General features: G+C 70.7%; 18 protein-coding genes. 9 read left to right on the top strand and 9 right to left on the bottom strand.

Annotation, left to right across the window (positions count from 1 at the left end; translation table 11 throughout):
* Positions 1-37: 37 nt before the first annotated feature.
* Positions 38-1,543 carry a D-alanyl-D-alanine carboxypeptidase/D-alanyl-D-alanine-endopeptidase gene (gene dacB / locus AB0L71_RS25415; RefSeq protein WP_365247096.1) on the bottom strand — a complete coding sequence of 502 codons (1,506 nt, stop codon included), beginning with the start codon at positions 1,541-1,543 and terminating at the stop codon, positions 38-40.
* A gap of 86 nt (positions 1,544-1,629) precedes the next feature.
* On the opposite strand from dacB, the gene AB0L71_RS25410 reads away from it, so the two are divergent.
* Together AB0L71_RS25410 and AB0L71_RS25405 are read left to right on the top strand one after the other, a co-directional pair.
* Complete coding sequence (locus AB0L71_RS25410; RefSeq protein ID WP_003968257.1) at positions 1,630-2,124, top strand: inorganic diphosphatase; 495 nt, start codon at positions 1,630-1,632, stop codon at positions 2,122-2,124.
* 275 nt (positions 2,125-2,399) lie between these two features.
* Entirely contained in the window at positions 2,400-4,103 is a 1,704-nt protein-coding gene (locus AB0L71_RS25405; protein WP_365247094.1) for a threonine/serine exporter family protein, read from the top strand.
* Between the two features lie 24 nt (positions 4,104-4,127).
* Here the strand turns inward: AB0L71_RS25405 and AB0L71_RS25400 are convergent, their stop codons facing one another.
* Positions 4,128-4,841, bottom strand: coding sequence for a VTT domain-containing protein (locus AB0L71_RS25400; RefSeq protein ID WP_365247092.1), 714 nt, complete (start codon positions 4,839-4,841; stop codon positions 4,128-4,130).
* Between the two features lie 383 nt (positions 4,842-5,224).
* Between AB0L71_RS25400 and wrbA the strand changes: the two genes are divergently transcribed.
* Positions 5,225-5,848 carry an NAD(P)H:quinone oxidoreductase gene (wrbA, locus tag AB0L71_RS25395; protein ID WP_365247090.1) on the top strand — a complete coding sequence of 208 codons (624 nt, stop codon included), beginning with the start codon at positions 5,225-5,227 and terminating at the stop codon, positions 5,846-5,848.
* 71 nt (positions 5,849-5,919) lie between these two features.
* Positions 5,920-7,344 carry a glutamate decarboxylase gene (locus AB0L71_RS25390; RefSeq protein WP_365247088.1) on the top strand — a complete coding sequence of 475 codons (1,425 nt, stop codon included), beginning with the start codon at positions 5,920-5,922 and terminating at the stop codon, positions 7,342-7,344.
* A 59-nt stretch (positions 7,345-7,403) separates the two neighbouring features.
* Here the strand turns inward: AB0L71_RS25390 and AB0L71_RS25385 are convergent, their stop codons facing one another.
* The 3 genes from AB0L71_RS25385 to AB0L71_RS25375 all read right to left on the bottom strand — a co-directional run bounded on the left by AB0L71_RS25385 (position 7,404) and on the right by AB0L71_RS25375 (position 10,507).
* Positions 7,404-7,952: a DinB family protein gene (locus AB0L71_RS25385; RefSeq protein ID WP_365247201.1), complete on the bottom strand. Its 549-nt coding sequence runs from the start codon at positions 7,950-7,952 to the stop codon at positions 7,404-7,406.
* Positions 7,953-8,113: 161 nt separating this feature from the next.
* Positions 8,114-9,571 carry an aldehyde dehydrogenase family protein gene (locus AB0L71_RS25380; RefSeq protein WP_365247086.1) on the bottom strand — a complete coding sequence of 486 codons (1,458 nt, stop codon included), beginning with the start codon at positions 9,569-9,571 and terminating at the stop codon, positions 8,114-8,116.
* 54 nt (positions 9,572-9,625) lie between these two features.
* The gene (locus AB0L71_RS25375) at positions 9,626-10,507 is read right to left on the bottom strand and encodes a helix-turn-helix transcriptional regulator (RefSeq protein ID WP_365247084.1); all 882 of its coding nucleotides are present in this window, start codon (positions 10,505-10,507) and stop codon (positions 9,626-9,628) included.
* A gap of 328 nt (positions 10,508-10,835) precedes the next feature.
* Here AB0L71_RS25375 and AB0L71_RS25370 point away from each other — a divergent pair, with 328 nt between their 5' ends.
* Positions 10,836-11,330, top strand: a complete 495-nt coding sequence (locus AB0L71_RS25370) for an ATP-binding protein (protein ID WP_365247082.1) — start codon at positions 10,836-10,838, stop codon at positions 11,328-11,330.
* A 153-nt stretch (positions 11,331-11,483) separates the two neighbouring features.
* Here AB0L71_RS25370 and AB0L71_RS25365 read toward each other — a convergent pair whose 3' ends face one another.
* On the bottom strand, positions 11,484-11,726 hold the full coding sequence (locus AB0L71_RS25365) for a DUF397 domain-containing protein (protein WP_037690973.1): 243 nt from the start codon (positions 11,724-11,726) through the stop codon (positions 11,484-11,486).
* Between the two features lie 282 nt (positions 11,727-12,008).
* Here AB0L71_RS25365 and AB0L71_RS25360 point away from each other — a divergent pair, with 282 nt between their 5' ends.
* Positions 12,009-12,488 (top strand): hypothetical protein, encoded by a 480-nt coding sequence (locus AB0L71_RS25360; RefSeq protein WP_365247080.1) that lies wholly within the window; start codon positions 12,009-12,011, stop codon positions 12,486-12,488.
* Between the two features lie 42 nt (positions 12,489-12,530).
* On the opposite strand, the gene AB0L71_RS25355 is transcribed toward AB0L71_RS25360, so the two are convergent.
* Complete coding sequence (locus tag AB0L71_RS25355; RefSeq protein WP_365247078.1) at positions 12,531-14,684, bottom strand: FUSC family protein; 2,154 nt, start codon at positions 14,682-14,684, stop codon at positions 12,531-12,533.
* 59 nt (positions 14,685-14,743) lie between these two features.
* Positions 14,744-15,955 carry a DUF2786 domain-containing protein gene (locus tag AB0L71_RS25350; protein WP_365247076.1) on the bottom strand — a complete coding sequence of 404 codons (1,212 nt, stop codon included), beginning with the start codon at positions 15,953-15,955 and terminating at the stop codon, positions 14,744-14,746.
* Between the two features lie 544 nt (positions 15,956-16,499).
* Between AB0L71_RS25350 and AB0L71_RS25345 the strand changes: the two genes are divergently transcribed.
* From AB0L71_RS25345 to AB0L71_RS25335, 3 genes are all read left to right on the top strand, one after another.
* On the top strand, positions 16,500-17,705 hold the full coding sequence (locus AB0L71_RS25345; protein WP_365247074.1) for a cytochrome P450: 1,206 nt from the start codon (positions 16,500-16,502) through the stop codon (positions 17,703-17,705).
* A gap of 511 nt (positions 17,706-18,216) precedes the next feature.
* Positions 18,217-19,272, top strand: a complete 1,056-nt coding sequence (locus AB0L71_RS25340) for a type III polyketide synthase (protein WP_365247072.1) — start codon at positions 18,217-18,219, stop codon at positions 19,270-19,272.
* A gap of 129 nt (positions 19,273-19,401) precedes the next feature.
* Entirely contained in the window at positions 19,402-21,096 is a 1,695-nt protein-coding gene (locus AB0L71_RS25335; protein WP_365247070.1) for a bifunctional 3'-5' exonuclease/DNA polymerase, read from the top strand.
* 50 nt (positions 21,097-21,146) lie between these two features.
* Here AB0L71_RS25335 and AB0L71_RS25330 read toward each other — a convergent pair whose 3' ends face one another.
* The gene (locus tag AB0L71_RS25330) at positions 21,147-21,404 is read right to left on the bottom strand and encodes a hypothetical protein (protein WP_365247068.1); all 258 of its coding nucleotides are present in this window, start codon (positions 21,402-21,404) and stop codon (positions 21,147-21,149) included.
* Between the last annotated feature and the right edge of the window lie 137 nt (positions 21,405-21,541).

Genomic DNA, 21,541 nt, shown 5'->3' with positions numbered 1-21,541 from the left:
CGTGCTCGGGTGCGTCCGCGGTGTGGTGTCGACCGGCTCAGCGGGTACCGGAGGCCAGGGCGGTGGCGAGGGCGTCGAGGGAGGACTGGGCCTCGGACGGCGAGGTCGTACCGGATGCCAGGAAGGCGAAGGCGAGCAGCCGCCCCCGCTTGTCGACGACCGTCCCGGCGAGGGTGTTCACGCCGGTGAGGGTGCCGGTCTTGGCGCGGACCAGGCCGGTCCCCGCGGACTTCCCGGTGTAGCGGCCGCTGAGGGTCCCGGTGAACCCGGCCACCGGGAGCCCGGTGAGGACGGGGCGCAGTTCGGGGTGGTCCGGGTCGGCGGCACGGGTCAGGAGGCCGGCCAGCAGTCCGGCGGTGACCTTGTCCTTGCGGTTCAGTCCGCTGCCGTCGGCGAAGTTCGCACCCTTCAGGGGCAGTCCGAGCTTCTTGAGCTGTGCGGTGACGGCGCGCCGGCCCCCGTTGAAGTCGGCCGGCTCGCCCGCGGCCAGGGCAGTCTGCCGAGCGAGCGCCTCGGCGATGTCGTTGTCGCTGTTGGTCAGGGCCCGTTCGACCAGCCCGGAGAGCGGGGCGGAGAGGTGCTCGGCGACCTGCCGGGACTTGGCGGCCGGCCGGCCGGCTTCCGGGCGGGACCGGGTGGTGATGCCCGCGTCGTCGAGCAGTTCGCCGAAGGTCCGGGCGGTGTCGCCGGCCGGGTCGCCGCTGCGCGGGGCGGGCCCGCTGACGGATGTGTCGAGCCTGCCCTCGTCGGTCATCAGGGCGGTGACCGGTGCGATGTTCTCGTTGGGGCCGATCGGGTGACGTACGGGACCGGAGTAGCGGGAGGCGTCGTACGTCAGGCGGACCTTCTTCACGCCCCGTTCCTTCAGGGCGCGGGCGGTGTCGCCGGCCAGGGTGCGCAGGGCGGCCTTGTCGAGGGTGGGGTCGCCGCCGCCGACCAGGGTGACGCTGCGGGAGTCCGGGGAGACCCGGACCGTCGTGGCGATGCGGTGGTCGGGGCCGAGCGCGCTCAGGGCGGCGACCGCCGTGGCGATCTTGACGGTGGAGGCGGGCGTCATGGGCGTGTCGGCGCCCTGCCCGTACAGCCGCCGCCCGGTGGAGGTGTCGATGACGACGGCGGTGCGCACGGTGCCCAGGGCGGAGGCCTTCAGCAGCGGGCGGAGGGCGGCGCTGAAGGCGGCCGCCGAGACGTCCGGGGTATCGCGGGTGTCCGCGGCGGCCTTGTCGACCCCGGAGGAGAGGGGCGCGAGGACCGCCGGGGCGCTGGGCGCCGGTTCCGGTCCGGTCGGCGCGGCGGCTTCGTGATGTACGCCACCTGTGCGGCTCCGGGCGGCCGCCCGGTCCCGCTCGGCCGTACGCTGACCCGAGTCCCAGGGGCCGGCGGCAAGGACGACGCCGGCTGCGAGCACCAGGCCGAGGCCGGCGGCGATCGCCGTGAACTGCAGGTCGTTCAGTCCTTTCAGCCTGATCACGCTGCCCTGCCGGGTGAGCCTGCTCAGCTTGTCGAGCGGCTCGACCGACGGTTCGTTCACCGGTTCGTCCACCGTTGACCAGCCCCTTTCGCGAGCACACATCTGCGTGGGGGACACTTAATCACCAGTCGTATGTCTTGATCATGGAGGAGCCACCCGTGGAGTTCGACGTCACCATCGAGATCCCGAAGGGGTCGCGGAACAAGTACGAGGTGGACCACGAGACCGGTCGGATCCGCCTGGACCGTCGACTCTTCACCTCGACCAGCTACCCGGCGGACTACGGCTTCGTCGAGAACACCCTCGGCGAGGACGGCGACCCGCTGGACGCGCTGGTCATCCTGGACGAGCCGACCTTCCCCGGCTGCCTCATCAAGTGCCGCGCCATCGGCATGTTCCGGATGACCGACGAGGCCGGCGGCGACGACAAGCTGCTGTGCGTGCCGGCCTCCGACCCCCGGGTCGAGCACCTGCGCGACATCCACCACGTCTCGGAGTTCGACCGCCTGGAGATCCAGCACTTCTTCGAGGTCTACAAGGACCTGGAGCCCGGCAAGTCCGTCGAGGGCGCCGACTGGGTCGGCCGCGCCGAGGCCGAGGCCGAGATCGAGGCCTCCTACAAGCGCCTCGAGGCGCAGGGCGGCGCGCACTGACCCCAGGGGCGCAGCCGGGTTCCGGCTGATGCACCTGCCTGGTTCCGCTTGCGGTTCCGGGCCTGGGGTTTCGTGTGCACGAAAGGCACTGAGCCGGGCGGTACTCCTTCCGAGGGGTGCCGCCCGTCGGCGTATGCCTGCCCGCCCGGTGCGCCCGGCCGCCGACCCGCCCCCCGGACCCGCTGTGCCCGCCTCCTCGCGGTCCCACCCTTGACCGCGGCCATACTGGGCAGAAGCGCAACCTGAGACGCGCAGCCAGTGAGGAGCGAAGTCGAGTGGCGGCGGAACCGGCCGGTCCCGAAGACCAGAAACCCCAGTCCGACGAGGCGCGCAGCGCCTTCGTACCGCCGGCCGGGGTGGAGAGGCCTGCGCCGCCTTCCGACGATGACCATCCGACATCGGAATTCGCCATTCCGGCCGGACTGGCGGCGGAGCCGCAGGGGCCGGGGACAGGTTCCGCATCGGGTTCCGGTACGAGTACCGGCACGGAGCCGGCCGGCTCCGCCTTCGCCCCGCCGAGCACCTATGGCGACCGGCATCCGCCGCCCGCGTTCACTCCGGCACAGGGCATCCCCATGATCCGGCTGGCCAAGGAGGCCCCCTGGCAGGACCGGATGCGCACGATGCTGCGGATGCCGGTCACCGAGCGCCCGGCGCCCGACCGGGTGCAGAAGTCCGACGAGGCGGGGCCCGCGGTGCCGCGCGTGCTCGACCTGACGCTGCGTATCGGGGAGCTGCTGCTCGCCGGTGGTGAGGGCGCCGAGGACGTCGAGGCGGCGATGTTCGCGGTGACCCGCAGCTACGGCCTGGACCGCTGCGAGCCCACGGTCACCTTCACCCTGCTGTCGATCTCGTACCAGCCGTCGCTGGTCGACGACCCGGTGACCGCGAGCCGTACCGTACGCCGCCGTGGCACCGACTACACCCGGCTGACCGCGGTCTTCCGGCTGGTCGACGACATCACCACCGAGGACGTCGAGGTCTCGCTGGAGGACGCCTACCGACGTCTGGCGGAGATCCGGCGCAACCGGCATCCGTACTCCGGCTGGATCCTGACACTGGCCGGCGGTGGTCTCGCGGGGGCGGCGTCGGTGCTGGTCGGCGGTGGCCCGCTGGTGTTCGTGGTGGCGGCGATCGGCGCGATGCTCGGCGACCGGCTCGCCTGGCTGTGCGCCGGACGGGGGCTGCCGGAGTTCTACCAGTTCGTGGTGGCGGCGATGCCGCCCGCGGCCATGGGCGTGGCGCTGACCGTCACCCACTGGTCGGACCTGCAGCCGTCCGCGGTGATCACCGGTGGGCTGTTCGCACTGCTGCCGGGGCGGGCCCTGGTGGCGGGTGTGCAGGACGGGCTGACCGGCTTCTACATCACCGCCGCCGCACGGCTACTCGAAGTCATGTACCTGTTCATCGGCATCGTCGTCGGTGTGCTGCTGGTCCTGTATCTGGGGGTTCAGCTGGGCGCCCAGCTGAACCCCGAGGCCAGGTTGATCGCCCACGACCGTCCGGTGGTGCAGATCCTGGCGTCGATGGCGCTCTGTTTCGCCTTCGCGATCCTGCTCCAGCAGGACCGGTCCACCGTGCTCGCGGTGACCCTCAACGGCGCTGTTGCCTGGGTGGTCTACGGAGCGATGGCCCGGACCGGCCACATCTCACCGGTGGTGGCGACCGCGACGGCGGCCGGTCTGGTGGGCCTGTTCGGGCAGTTGCTCTCCCGCTACCGGTACACCTCGTCGCTGCCGTTCATCACGGCGGCGATCGGCCCGCTGCTGCCCGGATCGGCCACCTACTTCGGGCTGCTGGGCATGGCACAGGGCAATGTGAACGCCGGGCTCGCCTCGCTGTCGACCGCGGTGGCTACGGCGCTGGCCATCGCGATAGGGGTCAACCTGGGAAGCGAGATCTCCCGGCTGTTCATGCGGGTGCCCGGTGCGGTCGACGCGGCGAATCGCCGCGCGGCCAAGCGCACGCGCGGCTTCTGACACCGCCGCCGGTGCGGCCCGGGTTCAGCGCTTGGCGTGGCGGCCGCGCTGCTGGACCGCGGCCGGGCCTCCGGCGGACGGGCCGTGGCCCTCGCCTCCGCCGGCCGCCGCTTCCTTCTTCGCCTTGGAGCGGGCCCGCAGGAACTCGATCGCGATCGGCACCACCGAGACGAGCACGATCAGGACGAGGATCGCCTCGATGTTCTTGTGGACGAAGTCGATCTGCCCGAGCGCGGCACCGAGCAGCGTGACGCCGACGCCCCAGAGGACGCCGCCGATGATGTTGAACGTGAGGAACGAGCGGTAGTTCATCCGGCTCACACCGGCGATGATCGGCGTGAACGTACGCACGATGGGCACGAAGCGGGCCAGGACCAGCGACTTCGGCCCGTACTTCTCGAAGAACTCGTGGGCCTTCTCGACGTTCTCCTGCTTGAAGAGGCGGGAGTCCGGACGCTTGAAGAGCGAGGGGCCGACCTTGCGGCCGAAGAGATAGCCGACCTGGTCGCCGATGATCGCCGCGAGCCCCACGAGTACGCAGACCAGCCACAGCGGGTACCTCAGCTGGTCCGAGGTCACCAGCAGACCCGTGGTGAACAGCAATGAGTCACCAGGCAGGAAGAAACCGATCAGCAGACCGGACTCGGCGAAGACGACGAGAAGAACACCGGGGAGTCCGAAGGTGTTGATCAAATAGTCCGGGTCCAGCCAGCTCGGTCCGAGCGCAAGCGTATTCAAGGGTCCGGGCTCCTGGATCGATCGATGGCGGGCTGCGTGGCCGCCCAAAGCTATCAACGCGGAGCGACGCCCCCGGGTTCCAGTCGCCTCCAGGAAATGCGCACCGGGCGAACCAGGACAAAGCCCCTCGCGACTGCCGATACGATCGCTGCGCCACCGAACTCCGTGCCACTGAATTGATCTCTGCGCCACCGAGGTGAGCCGATGGCCATGGACCCCCAGACCCCACCCGGCTCCGATCCTTCCGCCCGCCGCTCGACGCGCCGGATGCCTCCGCCTTCCGTATCGTCGCATCCATGCGGATGCGTACCTTTACGTGTTCGTCCGGATACGCAGCGATACGCATGGATACGTCACGCAAGGCTCTGCCGGAGGTTTCCGCGATGCCCACGCCCGTCAACGTCGCCGTCATCTACTACTCCTCGACCGGTACCGTCGCCACGATGGCCAAGGCCATGGCGCAGTACGCCGAGAAGGCCGGCGCGGACGTGCGGCTGCGCAAGGCCGCCGAGCTGGCCCCGCAGGCCGCTATCGACGCCAAACCGGAATGGGCCGCCAACGCGAAGGCCACCGCGGACATCGCCGAGGCGTCGAAGGACGACATGATCTGGGCGGACGCCGTGATCTTCGGCACGCCGACCCGCTTCGGCAATGTCACCTCCCAGCTCAAGCAGTTCATCGACACCCTCGGCGGTCTCTGGCAGGCGGGCCGGCTCGCCGACAAGGTCTACAGCGGCTTCACCTCCACCAGCACCGCGCACGGCGGCCAGGAGTCCACGCTGCTCGCGCTCTACCAGACGATCCACCACTTCGGCGGCATCCTCGTCGCCCCCGGCTACACGGACCCCTCGAAGTTCGTCGACGGCAATCCGTACGGCACGTCGCACGTGGCGGGCCAGGGCGAGATCCCGGTCGGCGAGCAGACCCTGACCGCGGCCCGGGTCCAGGCCGAACGGGTCGTGAAGTTCACCCGGGCCGTCAAGGACGGCCTCGCCGCCGCGAGCTGAACCGCACCGCACACCCGCAGCCCCGCCGCAGGTCCCCAGGACCGCCGGGAACCGAGAAAGGCCGGCCGCCGATGCCTCTCCACAAGGGTTCGCCCCAGGGCACGGAACGCTCCGAGAAAAGCCGCAGGCTCGCTCTCAATCCGTTCTTCGGAGAGGCCGACCCGGTCGCCGGGATGGAGTCCGCACCTCCCCGGCACCGGCTGCCCGACGGACCGATGCCTCCCTCGACCGCGTACGGCCTGGTCCATGACGAACTGATGCTCGACGGCAACGCGCGACTCAACCTCGCCACCTTCGTCACCACCTGGATGGAACCCCAGGCCGGCGAGCTGATGGGCGAGTGCCGTGACAAGAACATGATCGACAAGGACGAGTACCCGCGCACCGCCGAGCTGGAGCGGCGCTGTGTGGCGATGCTCGCCGATCTCTGGAACGCTCCCGACCCCTCGGCGGCCGTGGGCTGTTCGACCACCGGATCCAGCGAGGCCTGCATGCTCTCCGGCCTGGCCCTGAAACGCCGCTGGGCGGCCAGGAACGCCGACCGGTACCCGGCGACCGCCCGGCCGAACCTGGTGATGGGCATCAACGTGCAGGTCTGCTGGGAGAAGTTCTGCAACTTCTGGGAGATCGAGCCGCGGACGGTCCCGATGGAGGGCGACCGCTTCCACCTCGATCCCCAGGCCGCGGTCGATCTCTGCGACGAGAACACCATCGGTGTCGTCGGCATCCTCGGCTCCACCTTTGACGGTTCGTACGAGCCGATCGCGGACCTCTGCGCGGCGCTGGACGCCCTTCAGGAACGCACCGGCCTCGACATCCCCGTCCATGTCGACGGGGCGTCCGGTGCGATGGTGGCGCCGTTCCTGGACGAGGACCTGGTGTGGGACTTCCGGCTGCCCCGGGTCTCCTCCATCAACACCTCCGGGCACAAGTACGGCCTGGTCTACCCGGGCGTCGGCTGGGCGCTGTGGCGCTCCCCCGCCGAGCTGCCCGAGGAGCTGGTCTTCCGGGTCAACTACCTGGGCGGCGACATGCCCACGTTCGCCCTGAACTTCTCCCGCCCCGGCGCACAGGTGGTGGCGCAGTACTACACCTTCCTGCGGCTGGGCCGGGACGGATACCGGGCCGTCCAGCAGGCGTCCCGGGACGTCGCCTGCGGCCTCGCGAAGCGGATCGAGGAGCTCGGGGACTTCCGGCTTCTCACCCGCGGCGACCAGCTGCCCGTCTTCGCCCTGACGACGACGCCGGACGTGCGGGCGTACGACGTCTTCGACGTGTCCCGCCGGCTGCGCGAGCAGGGCTGGCTGGTGCCCGCGTACACCTTCCCCGCCAACCGGCAGGACCTGTCGGTGCTGCGGGTGGTGTGCCGCAACGGCTTCTCGTCGGACCTCGCTGAGCTGCTTCTCGAGGACTTCCGGCTGATCCTGCCCGAACTGCGCCGCCAGCCCCACCCGTTGAGCCCCGACAAACAGGCGGCGACGTCGTTCCACCACTGAGACGGATCACGGCCGGAACAGCTCACGGGGCCAGGACAGCTCACGCGCCCGGTCCCTCGTCACCGGCCGGAGCCCGCCCTCTCCCGGGCGACCAGCTCGAACGCGTTCCGGCCGTCCAGGGACTCCCGGATGATGTCGGCGTGTCCGGCGTGCCGGGCGTGCTCCTCGACGAGATGGAGCAGCAGCCAGCGCATCGAGACCCGCCCCTCCTTGGGGAACCAGGGTGCCTCGGGCAGCGGGAAGGTGTCGTCCAGGCTGGGCACCGAGCGGATGAACGTCTCGGCCTCGGCCGCGACGCCGTCCCAGAAATCCAGCATGCCCGCGACGGTCTCGTCGCCGACGAGCCGGAAACTGTCCGCCCAGGTCTCCTCGGTCCGGGAGACCTCGCTCGGCCGCTGCTGCGCCATCCGGAGCCAGTTGAGCTCCCCCTCGGCGACGTGCTTGAGCACCCCGGACAGCGAAAGCCCGCTCGCACTGGGACGGCTCGCCGCCTGCTCCTCGGTCAGACCGATGAGGGAGCGCCGGATCGCGCCGCGCTGCGCCTCGACGAAGGAGAGGAGCGCGCCGCGCTCGTCACCAGGGGCTTCTGCGGGAACGTGGGTGACCATGATGTCCTCCTTGGAGAACCGTGCCGGTTTCATGTCGACACCGGCCACGCTACGGACCCTTGCGGTCAGTTCCTGTCCTCAACGCGAGAACGCCTCGCTTCGGCGCGTTCGGAGAATCCCAGCAGGCCCAGCAAGCCCAGCAGGCCAGAAGCCCGGAAGACTCAGAAGGGGAACTCGCTGCGGCCGTGCTGGATGGACATCCACCTCTGCACGGTGAAGGCGTCCACGGCCGCCCCGTCGTTCAGTCGGCCGGCCCCGGAGGACTCCTCGCCGCCGAGGACGACCAGCGGGTCGTCCTGGACGGTGGAGCCGTTGACGTGGAACACCCCGCCGGCGACGCGCTGTGCGAACCGCACCCCGCGTTCGGTGCTGCGGGTGTGCACGGCGCCGCTCAGCCCGTACGGGGGGTCGTTGGCGATCCGGACGGCCTCGTCCTCGCCGTCGAACGTCACCAACAGCGCCACCGGGCCGAATATCTCCTGGGACAGCAGCGGGGAGTCCTCCCGCAGCCCCGTGAGCACGGTGGGTCCGACCAGAGTGCCGCAGGTGTCGCCCCGTACGAGCGCGGTGGCCCCTTCGGCAACCGCCTGATCGACGAGCGCGTTCAGGGCATCGGCCTGGAAGGTGTCGTTGACCGGGCCGATCCGCGTCCCCGGGTCGCGCGGGTCGCCGGTCCTCAGCGCGGCCACCCGGGCGGTGAACTTCTCGGTGAACTCCCCTTCCACGCAACGGTCCACGAGGATGCGGTTGGCAGCCATGCCGACCTGCCCCTGGTACACGAAGCGGCTGAGGACGGCCGCGTCGACCGCATGGTCGATGTCCGCGTCGTCCAGTACGACCAGGGCGCTGTTGCCGCTGAGTTCGAGGATCGTCCGCTTGAAGTGCCCGGCCGCGGTCGCCGCGACCTGGCGGCCGGCCCGGTCCGAGCCCGCGAAGGAGATCACTCTGGGCACGGGGTGCTCTATGAACGCGTCGCCTATCTCGGCCACGTCCGTGATCAGGATGTTGAGCAGTCCTGCGGGCAGTCCGGCGTCCTCGAAGATCTTGGCGATCAGCCCGCCGCCGACGACCGGAGCGTACTGATGGGGCTTGATGACGACCGCGTTGCCGAGCGCGAGAGCCGGCGCGACGGACTTCATCGCTGCCAGGAAGGGGTAGTTGAAGGGCGTGATCAGCCCTATGACGCCGACGGGCTGCCGGTGGACGCGGTTCTCCTTGCCGTCCACCGGAGAGGGCAGGAGACGGCCGAGAGGGCGCACCGTCTGCCGGATCGCGTCGCGCAGGAAGTCCCGGGCGACACGGACCTCGTACTCCGCCTTGAGACGGGTGCCGCCCAGTTCGTCGACGATCGCCTCGACGATGCCGTCGCGCATCTCCTCGGTGATGCGCAGAGCGCGTTCCAGCACTCCGCGGCGCTCGCCCGGTCCCGTGCCGGCCCAGGACCGCTGGGCTCGCTCGGCGGCGCGGTAGGCCTGGTCGACCTCCTGCGTCGTCGCGATGGTGATCGAGGCGAGTTTCTCCCCGTTGTAGGGGTTGAAATCGATAATGTCCCACGAGCCGGTTCCGGTGCGCCACTCACCGTCGATGTACTGGTCGGCCAGCTCGTAGAAGAAGGACATGCGATCCCTTAACTCAGGTGCAGACTTCTGTCGAATCGTCATCTTACTGATGATTCAGATGAGTTGAAGCAGGCCGCGGAGGAGATCGCGGCTCTCCTCGGGGCCGGGACTGTCCTCGTGGAGACGGGCCATGGCCTTTTCGTACTGAGCGACTTCTTCGGCCTTGTCCAGATAGAGCGCACTTGTCAGCTGCTCCAGATAGACAATGTCCGACAGGTCGGATTCCGGGAATCGGAGCATCGTAAAGGAACCGCCTTCTCCCGCGTGCCCGCCAAAACTGAAGGGCATCACCTGGAGAGTGATGTTGGGTCGCTCCGACATTTCGATCAGATGCCGCAACTGCCCCCGCATCACGTCCCGGTCGCCGTACGGCCGGCGCAGCGCCGCCTCGTCCAGTACGGCATGGAGCCGGGGTGCGCGTTCGGAGACGAGGGCCTTCTGCCGCTCCAGCCGCAGGGCCACACGGCGGTCGATCTCGACGGCGGGCGCCTCCCCCATGCCACGGGTGACGACCGCGTGCGCATACGACTCGGTCTGCAACAGGCCGTGGATGAACTGGACTTCGTACACCCGGATGAGCGACGCCGCCCCCTCCAGACCGATGTACGTCTGGAACCATCCCGGCAGTACATCACCGTAACTGTGCCACCAGCCCGCCACATTGGCCTCACGGGCCAGGCCGAGGAGAGCCTCGCGCTCCGCCTCGTCCGTGACACCGTAGAGCGTGAGCAGGTCCTCGACATCCCTGGCCTTGAAGCTCACCCGTCCCAACTCCATGCGGCTGATCTTCGATTCGGAAGCCCGGATGGAGTAACCGGCCGACTCGCGCGTGATCCCGCGCGAGTCACGCAGCCGCCTGAGCTGCGAGCCCAGCAGGATGCGCCGCACCACAGATCCACTCGACTCGCCTGCCGCCACTGGCCCGGTCCTCCCCATCGCTTCCTGGACAGCGGGGTTCCCCCCTTGAACCCCAAGTGCCGGATTCTGCCATCAAAACGCTTCAGCCCGTACTCATTCGATTACGGAAAGGGGAGAGCTTCCACGGGGTCGGAAAAATACCTGCGGGAAGAAATGGCCAAGAACCGGCACGGGTTCGGACAGGTCCGGCGCCGTGCACGTGCATCTGCCCTTGCATCTGCCCTGCGCATTCGGAACCATGGTCCCCGCGCACCTGCGTGCTCGTTCGTGTTGTGCCGCTGTATCCACCGCGTCGATACGGCCGCGATTCCCGGGAGTGCCTCGCATGGGGACGAATGGATCGACGATGCTCGAGCCGTTACGGCAGGGGCTTCCCCCCATCGATCCCTCAGCCGCTTCCGGATCCGCCATCTGCACACTGCCCGCCTGCTACGAATCCGTGAGCGGCGCACGGCGGTTCACCAGGAAGACCCTGAACGGATGGGGCCTGGAAGAGCGGTTCGACGATGTCGCACTGGTCGTCTCGGAACTCGTGACCAACGCCCTGCGGCACGCCCTGCCCACGGAAACGGCTCCCCAGGGGCCACCCGTCCGGCTGCACCTGATGCGCTGGAGCTCACGCCTGGTGTGCGCGGTGCGCGACCCCAGCCGGGAGAGTCCCGTGGTCTCCGAGGCCCCCGAGTCGGCGGAATCGGGCCGCGGGCTCTTCCTGGTGGATTCCTTCAGCGACTCCTGGGGCTGGCACCCCTCCCCCGTTCTGGGGGCAGACGGCCCGCACTCCGCTGCGGCACCGCGCGGCAAGGTGGTCTGGGCCCTGTTCCGGCTGTCCGACGACGTGTGATCCGCCCGGCCGCCCCTCCCGGGGCGGCCGGGCCGGTGCGCACCGGACCGGCGGCCGGGCGTGCCCGCATCGATGGGACACCGTACCGACCATCGGGTGCCGGTCGGCCGGCGGAGCACGTACCAGGCCGGTGACACCGGCCCGCGGGACGCGTCAGCCGCCCGCAATGAGGTGGTCGAACTCCCCGTCCTTCACCCCGAGCAGCAGTGCCTCTATCTCGGCCGGCGTGTAGACCAGGGCCGGCCCATCGGGGTGGCGGGAATTACGCATCGCCACATCCCCGTCGGGCAGTTTCGCGAACTCCACGCAGGATCCCTGGGAGTTACTGTGTCTGCTCTTCTGCCAGACGACTCCGCGAAGCTCTGTGGCCGCCATGCCGTTGTACACGTGGTGCACAGGACGCTCCCGAGTTGCAAGGTACAAATGTCAACTGTCCGGGATCATAGCTCTGTTCAAAACTCGCTGCATGAGCGGATGCATGAGCGGATGCACGTGCACGCGGGGTGTTCTTTCGATTACAGACCCACCTACGTGCCCGCGTACGGGAATTCGGGCCGGCTGGGCACAAACGGAATCGGCGGGGCACCACCGCACCTCCATGCGTTCCGAAGCGAACCCGCGCCCCGGGCGCTCACGCTGGTAGCTTGACGCCGTCGTTCGCCAGCAGGGGGGAGTCACATGCACCACGTCCTACGTACCAGCGCAGTCATTGTTGCCGGACTCGTCACCGCCACAGCACTGACCGGCTGCAGCAGCGCCGGTGACAGAAGCGACTCGGGCACCGGCTCCGACGCGGGCACGCCGAGCCGGACTCCCGCCGACGACGGCAGTGACGGCGGCTCCGGGGCCGATGCCGCACCTCTGGAGGGCGGCTGGGCCGGCCGGACCGACGGCAAGACGGTCGTCCTGTCCGTGGCGTCCGGGAAGGCCGTCCTCGTCACCGAGCAGCTCGCCTGCACGGGCACCGTCAAGGACTCGGGCGAGGTGACGCTGTCGCTGAAGTGTGCCGACGGCAGCACCGACCGCACCGAGGGGACCGTCGTGTCCGACGACGGCAGGAACGTTGTCGTCTCCTGGAAGGGCGGGATGCAGGACATCCTGGCCAAGACCGCCCCGGGTGCGCTTCCCTCGGGCCTGCCGGACCTGCCGACGTCCTGACTCCCTGTCGGTGAGCGGTGGCCGACCGGTCAGCGACGTCCGTCACGCACGGTGGCGCGCGCGGCGGCTCGGCTTCCGCTTCCCGCCCAGCCCGTGGGAGAACGCCTCCAGGGCATCGAGGAGGAGGCCGGCCCCGTTCCGTACGAACGGGTCGGTCTCGCCCCCGCCCACCCCCTGTTGGGCGTCCCACTGTGCCAACGCCTTGCGCACCTCGATCCAGTTGGGGACCCGCCGTTCCCGCACCTCCTTCGCACCCTGTTCGGTGGCCCGCCGCAGCGCCTCGGCCAGGCGGGCGGCGGCCGGCACGGGGGTCGCGGCAGCACCGGGGAGGTGGGCCTCCAGCAGCATCGCGACCCGGCCGAACTCGGCGAGGGCGTGCTGGGTGTGGTCGGCGGCGGCATGGGAGAGGCCGCGGTGGCGCACCGGTTCGTGCTGGGCGGTGTCCACCGCCTCCTGCCAGGCCACCCGGGCCTCGCGGGTGTCGAGCAGGGCGGAGCGGACCTCGTCGTGGCCACCCTCGGACGGTTCGGCGTACTGGTCGACGACCGAGGCGGCATACCGCCCGGCCGCCGTGAGCCAGTCGCCGAGCCTGCCCCGGAGCCGCGGGGTCTCCCAGGCCGGGTAGACGGCGTACGCGATCATCGCGAGGATCCCGCCGACGAGGGTGAGGACGACCCGTTCGGACACGGTCTGCGACCAGACGCCGCCCGCCATGCCGAGCAGGAAGACGACGTACGCGCTGACGCACGCCTGGCCGACGACGTACCCGGTGTCCGTCAGGAGATACATCAGCAGGGCACAGCCCACGGCGAGCACCGCGGACGGTGTCACCCCGGGGTGGACGACCTGGACGATCGCGGTGGCGAGCGAGACGCCGACGATCGTGCCGCCGAAACGAGCGATGGAGCGGCCGTACGTCCGGGAGAACTCCGGCCGCATCACCATGACGGCCGCCATGGGCGCCCAGTAGCCGTGCCCGAACGGCAGCGCGGTACCGATGAGATAGCCGACGGCGGCGACGGCCGAGACCCGGATGGCGTGCCGCAGGATCGGTGAGCCGGGGCGCAGTTCGGCCCGCATCGCCCGCAGGATGAACGGGACCAGGCGCGGAAGGCTGGGGCGGCGGCGGTGCCGGGCGGCGGGTGCCGCCTCCTCTGCGGCCCGGATCGCCTCTGCGGCCTTCTCGGCTTCGGCCCGCTCCGTCTTCGTCCCGCCGCCCTCGGCCGTCTCGATGACGTCCGAGAGCAGCGAACCGAGCCGGTCGGCCGCCCGGCTCGGCGGACCGGTGAAGAGCGCGTCGGTGTCGGGTGTCCTCAGCGCGGCGACGGCGGACGGGGCGAGTTCCACCGGGCCGCCGTGGCGGATCGCACGGGCCGCCGAGTCGAGCACGGACCCGGCGGCGGCGAGGAGCTCGCGGACCCGGTCCCGCTCCGGCCCCTCGGACGGCACGCCCATCGCCGGGTCCGCGAGCGAGGCGAGAACCGGCCTGATCCGTTCGGCGACGCCGCGGGAACCACGCAGTTCGGGGGGTCGGCGACGGGCCTGGCGCGGCGTGAGGGCGGCGGCGCTGCGGGCCGTCATCAGCGGCACCGGGTCGAAGGCCGCGAGCGGGTCGTGGCGCAGTCGGCGGGCGTAGTCGGCCTCGGCGGCCAGGGCATCGGCGAGGGCATCGCGGTGGGCGCCCCATCTGCGTACCGGGAACAGGACGATCAGCGCGGCCTGCACGATGCCGCCGAACAGGATCATCGCGGCATGCACGGCCGAGTCCGCGATCGAGGTCGGCAGGGTGACCGTCACCAGCATGATCGCCACGTTGGACGCCGCGATGATGCCGCCGGTGCGCCCCGCCGCCCAGGCGAGACCCGCGAGGAACGTCCAGAGCATCAGCAGGGCCAGGAACAGCGACAGGCGGGAGCCGGTGAGATAGCCGAGGAAGGTCGACACGGCCAGGCTCGCCCCGGAGACCAGGGCGAGTACGGGCCGGGGGCGCCAACTGCGCACGAGCGTGGCGCTGGCCGCCTGATACGCACCGAACGCGGAGCTCGCGGCCACCACCGGTCCGAACAGCGCGAGGGAGATCCCGAGGACGAGCGCAAGACCGGCCGCGCCACGGATTGCGACCAGTGGTTCGAGACGCGGTCGCTCGATCGTCAGCCCGGAGCGGGCAGTCTCCTTCAGCGCCCGCAACCAGGTCATGCCCAGAGCCTAACCGGAATGCCCGATAAGCCCGAGTTGTCGGAATACCTCTCCATGGCCTACCGGCTCCGCCGCCTCCCCTCGATCCCCGGCCCGCTCCCGCCCATCCTCGCCCGGTCCGCGGCAGCCGTTCCATGGGTCCATCCGTCGAGGTCCGTGGCGCCCCGGACCCGGCTGGTCGTGGTCTCGGGGAACATCCGCTCGGCCGTTTCCGTGACGGCCAGATCACGCGCGGCGAGTACCGGAAGAAGAGCCGACGCACCCTGCGCGGCCCCGGCATCGCCCCCGACATCGCCCCCGCCCTCCGCTTCGGCTTCGGCGGCCGCGGCGACCCGGGCGGTGTCCGCCGCGAGCCGGCTGCCCAGGCGCTGGGCGTACGCCATCAGGAAGGACTGCCGGAACGTCTTGGTCCGCTTGCGTCCGCCGGCCCGCTGGTCCGCCTCCGCCTTGGCCATCGCCGCCACGCCCTGGACCAGGAGGGACGCGTGGAGCAGTTCCACGGCCTCCAGGTCCGGCTCGAAGCCGACCACGGTGGAGAAGCCGAGGTCGCTGTTCCAGACCGCGCGACAGCGGTTCGCGGAGGCGATCGCGTCGAGCAGGATCGCCTTGGCCGTCTCGTACGGGGCATCGACCCCGATCCGGCACGCGCCCGGCGCCTGCGCACGATGGGTGCGCGCGGCGAGCAGGGCCTCGTCGAAGGAGTGCCGCGCCATGAGTTCCTGTGCCTTGGTGGTCAGCGCCTCCGCCTCCTCGGGGAAGCCGGTCGCCTCCGCCTTGGCGAGCAGGGCCCGGATCCTGGTCAGCATCCGCGGTTCGTCGTGCGCCGGCGACAGAGGGAGGCCGTGCGGCAGGGCACCGGGCGGCGGACCGACCGGTTCGATGGCGGGGAGCCGGAGCAGCAACCGGTACAGGCCGAGAACGGCCCAGGCGTAGGAGAAGCGGTCGGGCCGGTTCCGGGGCGGCGCGGCGGGGAGCCCTTCGAGCTGGGAACGCCAGCGGGGCGGCAGCCGCTCGTACCGTCCGGTCTCCGCCGCGATCAGCCCGGCGACGAGGCCGGTCGCGGTCTCGTCGAGTTCACGGCGGACGACACGTACGACATCGGCGGGCTGCCAGCCGCGCCCCCAGGCGCGGCGGACGAACTCCTCGCCCCGTCGGAACAGTTCCGCGTCGGCCGTCGGATCGGCGGCCAGGAGCGAGGCCCCGGTGTCGAGACCGGCGTCGCCGTCCGAGTAGAGGGCTGCCGCGAACGCCTGGTCGATCACCGGTTCCATGAGGTCAGGGTAGGCAGGGCGGCACGGCGGGGTACGCCTGACCCACCCCCTCCCGGCCCGTCGCGGTGTCCGTGGCGGCCATCCGCACCCCGGTGACCTCGGCCGACGCGGACCGTCCACGGCGGAACGCGACCACCCCCATGGATATCCACACCCTGTGGATATCCGACTCCTGTGCGACCTCACCCGGGTCCGGGTTCCGCGTCGGGGTGAGGACGGCGGCATCCGGGTTCCGGGAATCGGGCGACCGCCCCGTCGTGGTGGCCGAGGCCGAGGAACGCCACGGGGCCGGCCCGGCGGTACGGGGCCGGCCCTGCGGCGGACGGCCGGTCCGGCTCACCCGATCGGCCGGCCGGCGGGTGCCGGACCGGTTCCCCCGGTCCAGCGACCCCGGCCCAGGAAACCGTTCTGCATATGGACCAATCGCCCCGGAGCGGCGCGTGCCCGTGCGGACGACCGGGCACCCATGCCCCGTCCGACCGACCAGCCCGCAGACCCCTCCCACCACTCGTCAGATCCCCCGGATCCCTCTCTGGAGCTCCGCATGGAACCAGCCGCCGGCGCACGGTACTGCCCGTTCGACTATGCCGATGCCCTCGAATTCGACCCGGTGCTCAGGCACTTGATGACCGAAGAACCCGTCTCCCGCATCCGGCTGCCGCACGGCGAGGGTGAGGCGTGGCTCGTCACCGGCTACGACGACGTGCGGACGGTGACCACCGACCGGCGCTTCAGCCGGCACGCCATCGTCGGCCGGGACTTCCCGCGCATGACCCCTGAGCCCATCGTTCAGGACGAGGCGATCAACGTGATGGACCCGCCGGGCAGCAGCCGTCTGCGCAGCCTGATCTCCAAGGGCTTCGCGCCTCACCACATGGAGCGCATGAGGGTGCGCACCCAGCACGTCGTGGACGAGCTGCTGGACCGGATGGAGGACCACGGCGCCCCCGCCGACCTCTTCGAGCACCTGGCGGCCCCGCTGCCCCTGACCACCATCTGCGAGGTCCTCGACATTCCCGAGGCCGACCGCGCACAGCTGCGCGCCCATGCCCGGACGATGATGGACCTCACCGTCGAGAACCGGGACGCCGCGGTACGGTCCAAGGCCGATCTCCGCGCCTACTTCCAGCGGTTGACGGCCCAACGGCGCGCGGACCCGGCCGACGACCTGATCAGCGCGCTGGCCACGGCCCGTGACGGGGACGAGATCCTCAACGACCAGGAACTGACCGTGATGGCCATGGTCCTGCTCATCACGGGTCAGGACACCACCACGTACGAGATCGGGAACCTCTCCTACACGCTGCTCACCAGGCCCGACGAACTCGCCATGCTCCGCGAGCGCCCGGACATGCTCCCGCAGGCCATCGACGAGCTGCTGCGCTTCATCCCGTTCCGCAAGGGTGTCGGCATCCCTCGGGTCGCCCTCGAGGACGTGGAACTGAGCGGGGTGACGATCCGGCAGGGCGACATCGTGCACGTCTCCTACCTGACGGCCAACCGCGACCCGCGGAAGTTCGACCGGCCCGACGAGCTGGACCTGGAGCGCAACGGTCCGTCCCACATGACCTTCGGCTGGGGCGGGCACCACTGCCTCGGCTTCCCGCTCGCGACCACGGAACTCCAGGTCGCCATCGGAACCCTGCTGGAACGCTTCCCGGCGCTGAAGCTGGCGACGCCGGCCGAGGAGGTGCGCTGGAACAAGACCTCGATCTGGCGCTATCCCCTCGAACTGCCCGTCACCTGGTGACCATGGACGCCCGGTTCGCCGCCGGACCTCCGCGCCCGGACCGCGCGGACCTCGCGGAGGCCGGGTGCGTGGGACGCGGGCCGTGACTGCCAACGATGGTGCGTCACCGCAGGGCGCCCGGCAACCGGAACCGACCCGGTGCCGGGCGCTCCGGTGTGCCGGCACCGGCCCGACAGCGGCGGGGCGCGGGTGCCGTGCCCGGTACGGGGCGGGCCGGGGCGCAGGGCGCGTGGTTCGAGATGCGGCCCCGGCCGGCCTCCCGTAGCGTGTTCACGACGGCCACCCGAGCCGTGGCGGATCAGGATCCCGCCCACGCACGGCACAGGACTCAGTCTTCGACGGTCGGCCCGTCCGCGCCCCAGGGGCATCCAATCCGGCACCGGAACCCATCACCGCACAGGTGCGCGCGGCATCCCGCGTGCCGAGCCGTGGTGGCCGCTCCCGCGCCGGCAGACACCCCGTGATGTCCCGGGCACGGCCGTGTGGACCAAAATCCGCTAGGAGGAGTTCCATGGCGGTTCTCTGCAAGCCGGCGATCGAGGTCCCCGAGTACGTCATCACCAACGAGGAAACCCTCGAACTGGCACAACGGTTGCACGGCGACCACCCGCAGATCGACCTGGTCCTTCGTCTGATCGAACATACCGGGGTGCAGAAACGGCACCTGATCCAGCCGATCGAGAAGGTGCTGCAGCACCCGGGCCTGGACGCCCGCAGCGTCACCTACGAACAGCACACCAAGGCCCGCGTTCCGGCCGTGATACGCCGGGCACTCGACCAGGCCGAACTGGAGCCGCAGCAGATCGACTTGATCGTCTATGTCTCCTGCACCGGCTTCATGATGCCGCCGCCGACCTCGTGGCTCATCGACGAGATGGGCTTCAGGCCGGAGACACGACAGCTGCCGATCGCCCAACTCGGCTGTGCCGCGGGCGGTGCGGCCGTCAACCGGGCCCACGACTTCTGCAGGGCGTACCCCGAATTGAACGCGCTGATCGTCGCCTGCGAGTTCTGCTCGCTGTGCTACCAGCCCACCGATGTGGGTGTCGGATCCCTGCTGTCCAACGGCCTGTTCGGCGACGGCATAGCCGCCGCGGTGGTCCGGGGCACCGGGGGAACCGGAGTCCGTCTGGAACGCAACGGTTCGTACGTCATTCCGGCGACCGAGGACTGGATCTCCTACGCGGTCCGGTCCACCGGATTCCACTTCCAGCTGGACAAGCGTGTGCCGGGGACCATGGAACCGCTCGCCCCGGCGCTGAACGCGGTCGCGGAGGAGCACCAGTGGAACGCCGGCAAGATGGACTTCTACATCATCCACGCGGGCGGCCCACGCATCCTGGACGACCTGAGTCTCTTCCTCGACGTGCCGCCGGAAGCGTTCCGCTTCAGCCGCGCCACGCTCACCGAGTACGGCAACATCGCCAGCGCGGTGGTGCTCGACGCCCTCGGCCGCATGTTCGATGAGGGGTCGGCGCTCGACGGCCACCGCGGCCTGATGGCCGGTTTCGGCCCCGGCATCACCGCGGAGATCTCCCTGGGCACCTGGACGACGGACAGCGAGTAGCTTCGCCCCGTCCGGCCTGCGGGAACCGGGGGTCCGGGAAGCCGGATCCCCGGTTCCGGTCAGGTACGGGCGGCAGCCGCGCCCCGCGCCTCCCTCGCCCTGTCAGTACCGGGTGCCAGACTCGATCACATGACCGGACGCTGGGCTCTGGCTCCCACGGAGACCGGCGGCGCACTCCTCGCCCCGCTGGACTCCACCGGCCTGCCCACCGCCCCGGTGCTGACCGAACCCGACCTCGTGGAGGCCGTCCGCTCCCGCCCGGACGTCACACGCTGGGTCTGGCGGTCCACCGCCCAGGTCTATCCGCGGCTGCTCGCCGCCGGGGTCCGGGTCACCCGCTGTTACGACATCGAGGTCGCCGAGTCCCTCCTCCTCGGCCACGAGGGCCGGTTCGGCGAACCCCGCTCCGCAGCCGCCGCCCACGCCCGCCTGCGCAACGCCCCCGTACCCCCCGACCCGCCGCCCCGCTCGGCCGAGTCCGGCGCGCAGTCCTCCCTCTTCGAACCGCGGTCCGGCGCGGACCTCCCCTTCGACGGTCTGCTCCGGGTCTACGCCGACCAGCTCCGCCGCCACGATGCCACCGCCCGCCCGGACCGGATGCGTCTGCTGACGGCCGCCGAGTCGGCGGGCATGCTGGTCGCCGCGGAGATGCACTTCTCCGGCCTGCCCTGGCGCGCCGACGTGCACCGGGACGTGCTCCGCACCCTGCTCGGCGAACGCTACGCGGGCGGCGGCGAGCCCCGCAGACTGGCCGAACTGGCCGAGGAGGTGTCTGCCGCCTTCGGCAGACGGGTCCGCCCCGACCTCCCCGCCGACGTGGTGAAGGCCTTCGCCCGGTCCGGCATCAAGGTGAGGTCCACCCGGCGCTGGGAGCTGGCGTCGCTGGACCATCCGGCGGTGGAACCCCTCCTCCAGTACAAGAAGCTGTACCGCATCTGGACGGCGCACGGCTGGAGCTGGCTCCAGGACTGGGTGCGCGACGGCCGCTTCCGCCCCGAGTACCAGCCGGGCGGCACGGTCAGCGGACGCTGGACGACCAACGGCGGCGGAGCGCTGCAGATCCCCAAGGTGATACGGCAGGCGGTCGTCGCCGACGAGGGCTGGAGCCTGGTCGTCGCGGACGCCGACCAGATGGAGCCCCGCGTGCTGGCCGCAATCTCGCGCGATCGCGGACTGATGGAGGTGGCAAGCGACGACGGCGATCTCTACACCGCGCTCTCGCATCGGGCCTTCCGCGGCGACCGGGACCACGCCAAGCTCGCCCTGCTGAGCGCGGTCTACGGTCAGACCTCGGGCGACGGCCTGAAGAACCTGGCCGCTCTGCGCCGGAGATTTCCACAGGCCGTGGCCTATGTCGACGGCGCCGCGAAGGCGGGGGAGGAAGGGCGTCTCGTCCGGACCTGGCTGGGCCGGACCAGTCCCCCCGCGGCCGGGAGCGGGCCGGACGAAGAGGCCGGTATTCCGCAGGAGGACGCCGAACACCCCTCCGAGGAAAGCGAGTCGACGCCCGGCTATGCCTCGTCGAACGCCCGCGCACGCGGCCGTTTCACGCGCAACTTCGTGGTGCAGGGCAGCGCCGCGGACTGGGCGCTGCTGTTCCTGGCCGCTCTGCGCCAGTCGCTCGGCTCCGCCGGGCTCCGGGCCGAACTGGTCTTCTTCCAGCACGACGAGGTCATCGTGCACTGTCCGCGCGAGGAGGCCGAGACGGTCGTGGCGGCGATCCGGGCAGCCGGTGACCTGGCCGGGCGGACCGCCTTCGGCGAGACGCCGGTGCGCTTCCCGTTCACGACGGCGGTGGTGAAGCGCTACTCGGACGCGAAGTAGTCCGCCAACGGCGCATCACTCGGCGGAACGCGAAATGTACGGCCCGCACATCACTCGGCGGAACGCGAGGTCTCCGGCCCTCCGGACCCACCGGGCTCTCCGCTCCCCCGCCGCTCACCCGTGACAGGCTCCGGACCGGGTCCTGGAGCGGCTCGTACGTCCGGTCCCTCGCCGAACCCGACCAGCCCGTGGTCGTAGTGCGCCGGCCGCAGATGCTGATGCCGGTGCCGGGTGTTGAGCCGGTGGATGACGAACGCCGCAAGCGCGATCATCACGATGATGATCACGACGTTGACCAGTGCTTCCATAGGAGACGGCCTCCTTCGACGCGCAGGCCGACGGCGGCGGCTCACCGCAAGCCGTTCATATCCAGGCTACTCCGCGGCCCGGCACCCGCCCGGGCTGCCGACCGTGCCCGGGCCTCTCGGCCCCTCGGCCTCTCGTG

Source organism: Streptomyces sp. NPDC052052, from assembly GCF_040680455.1.
Taxonomy (GTDB): domain Bacteria; phylum Actinomycetota; class Actinomycetes; order Streptomycetales; family Streptomycetaceae; genus Streptomyces.
This window is presented reverse-complemented; position numbering and strand designations above follow the sequence as displayed.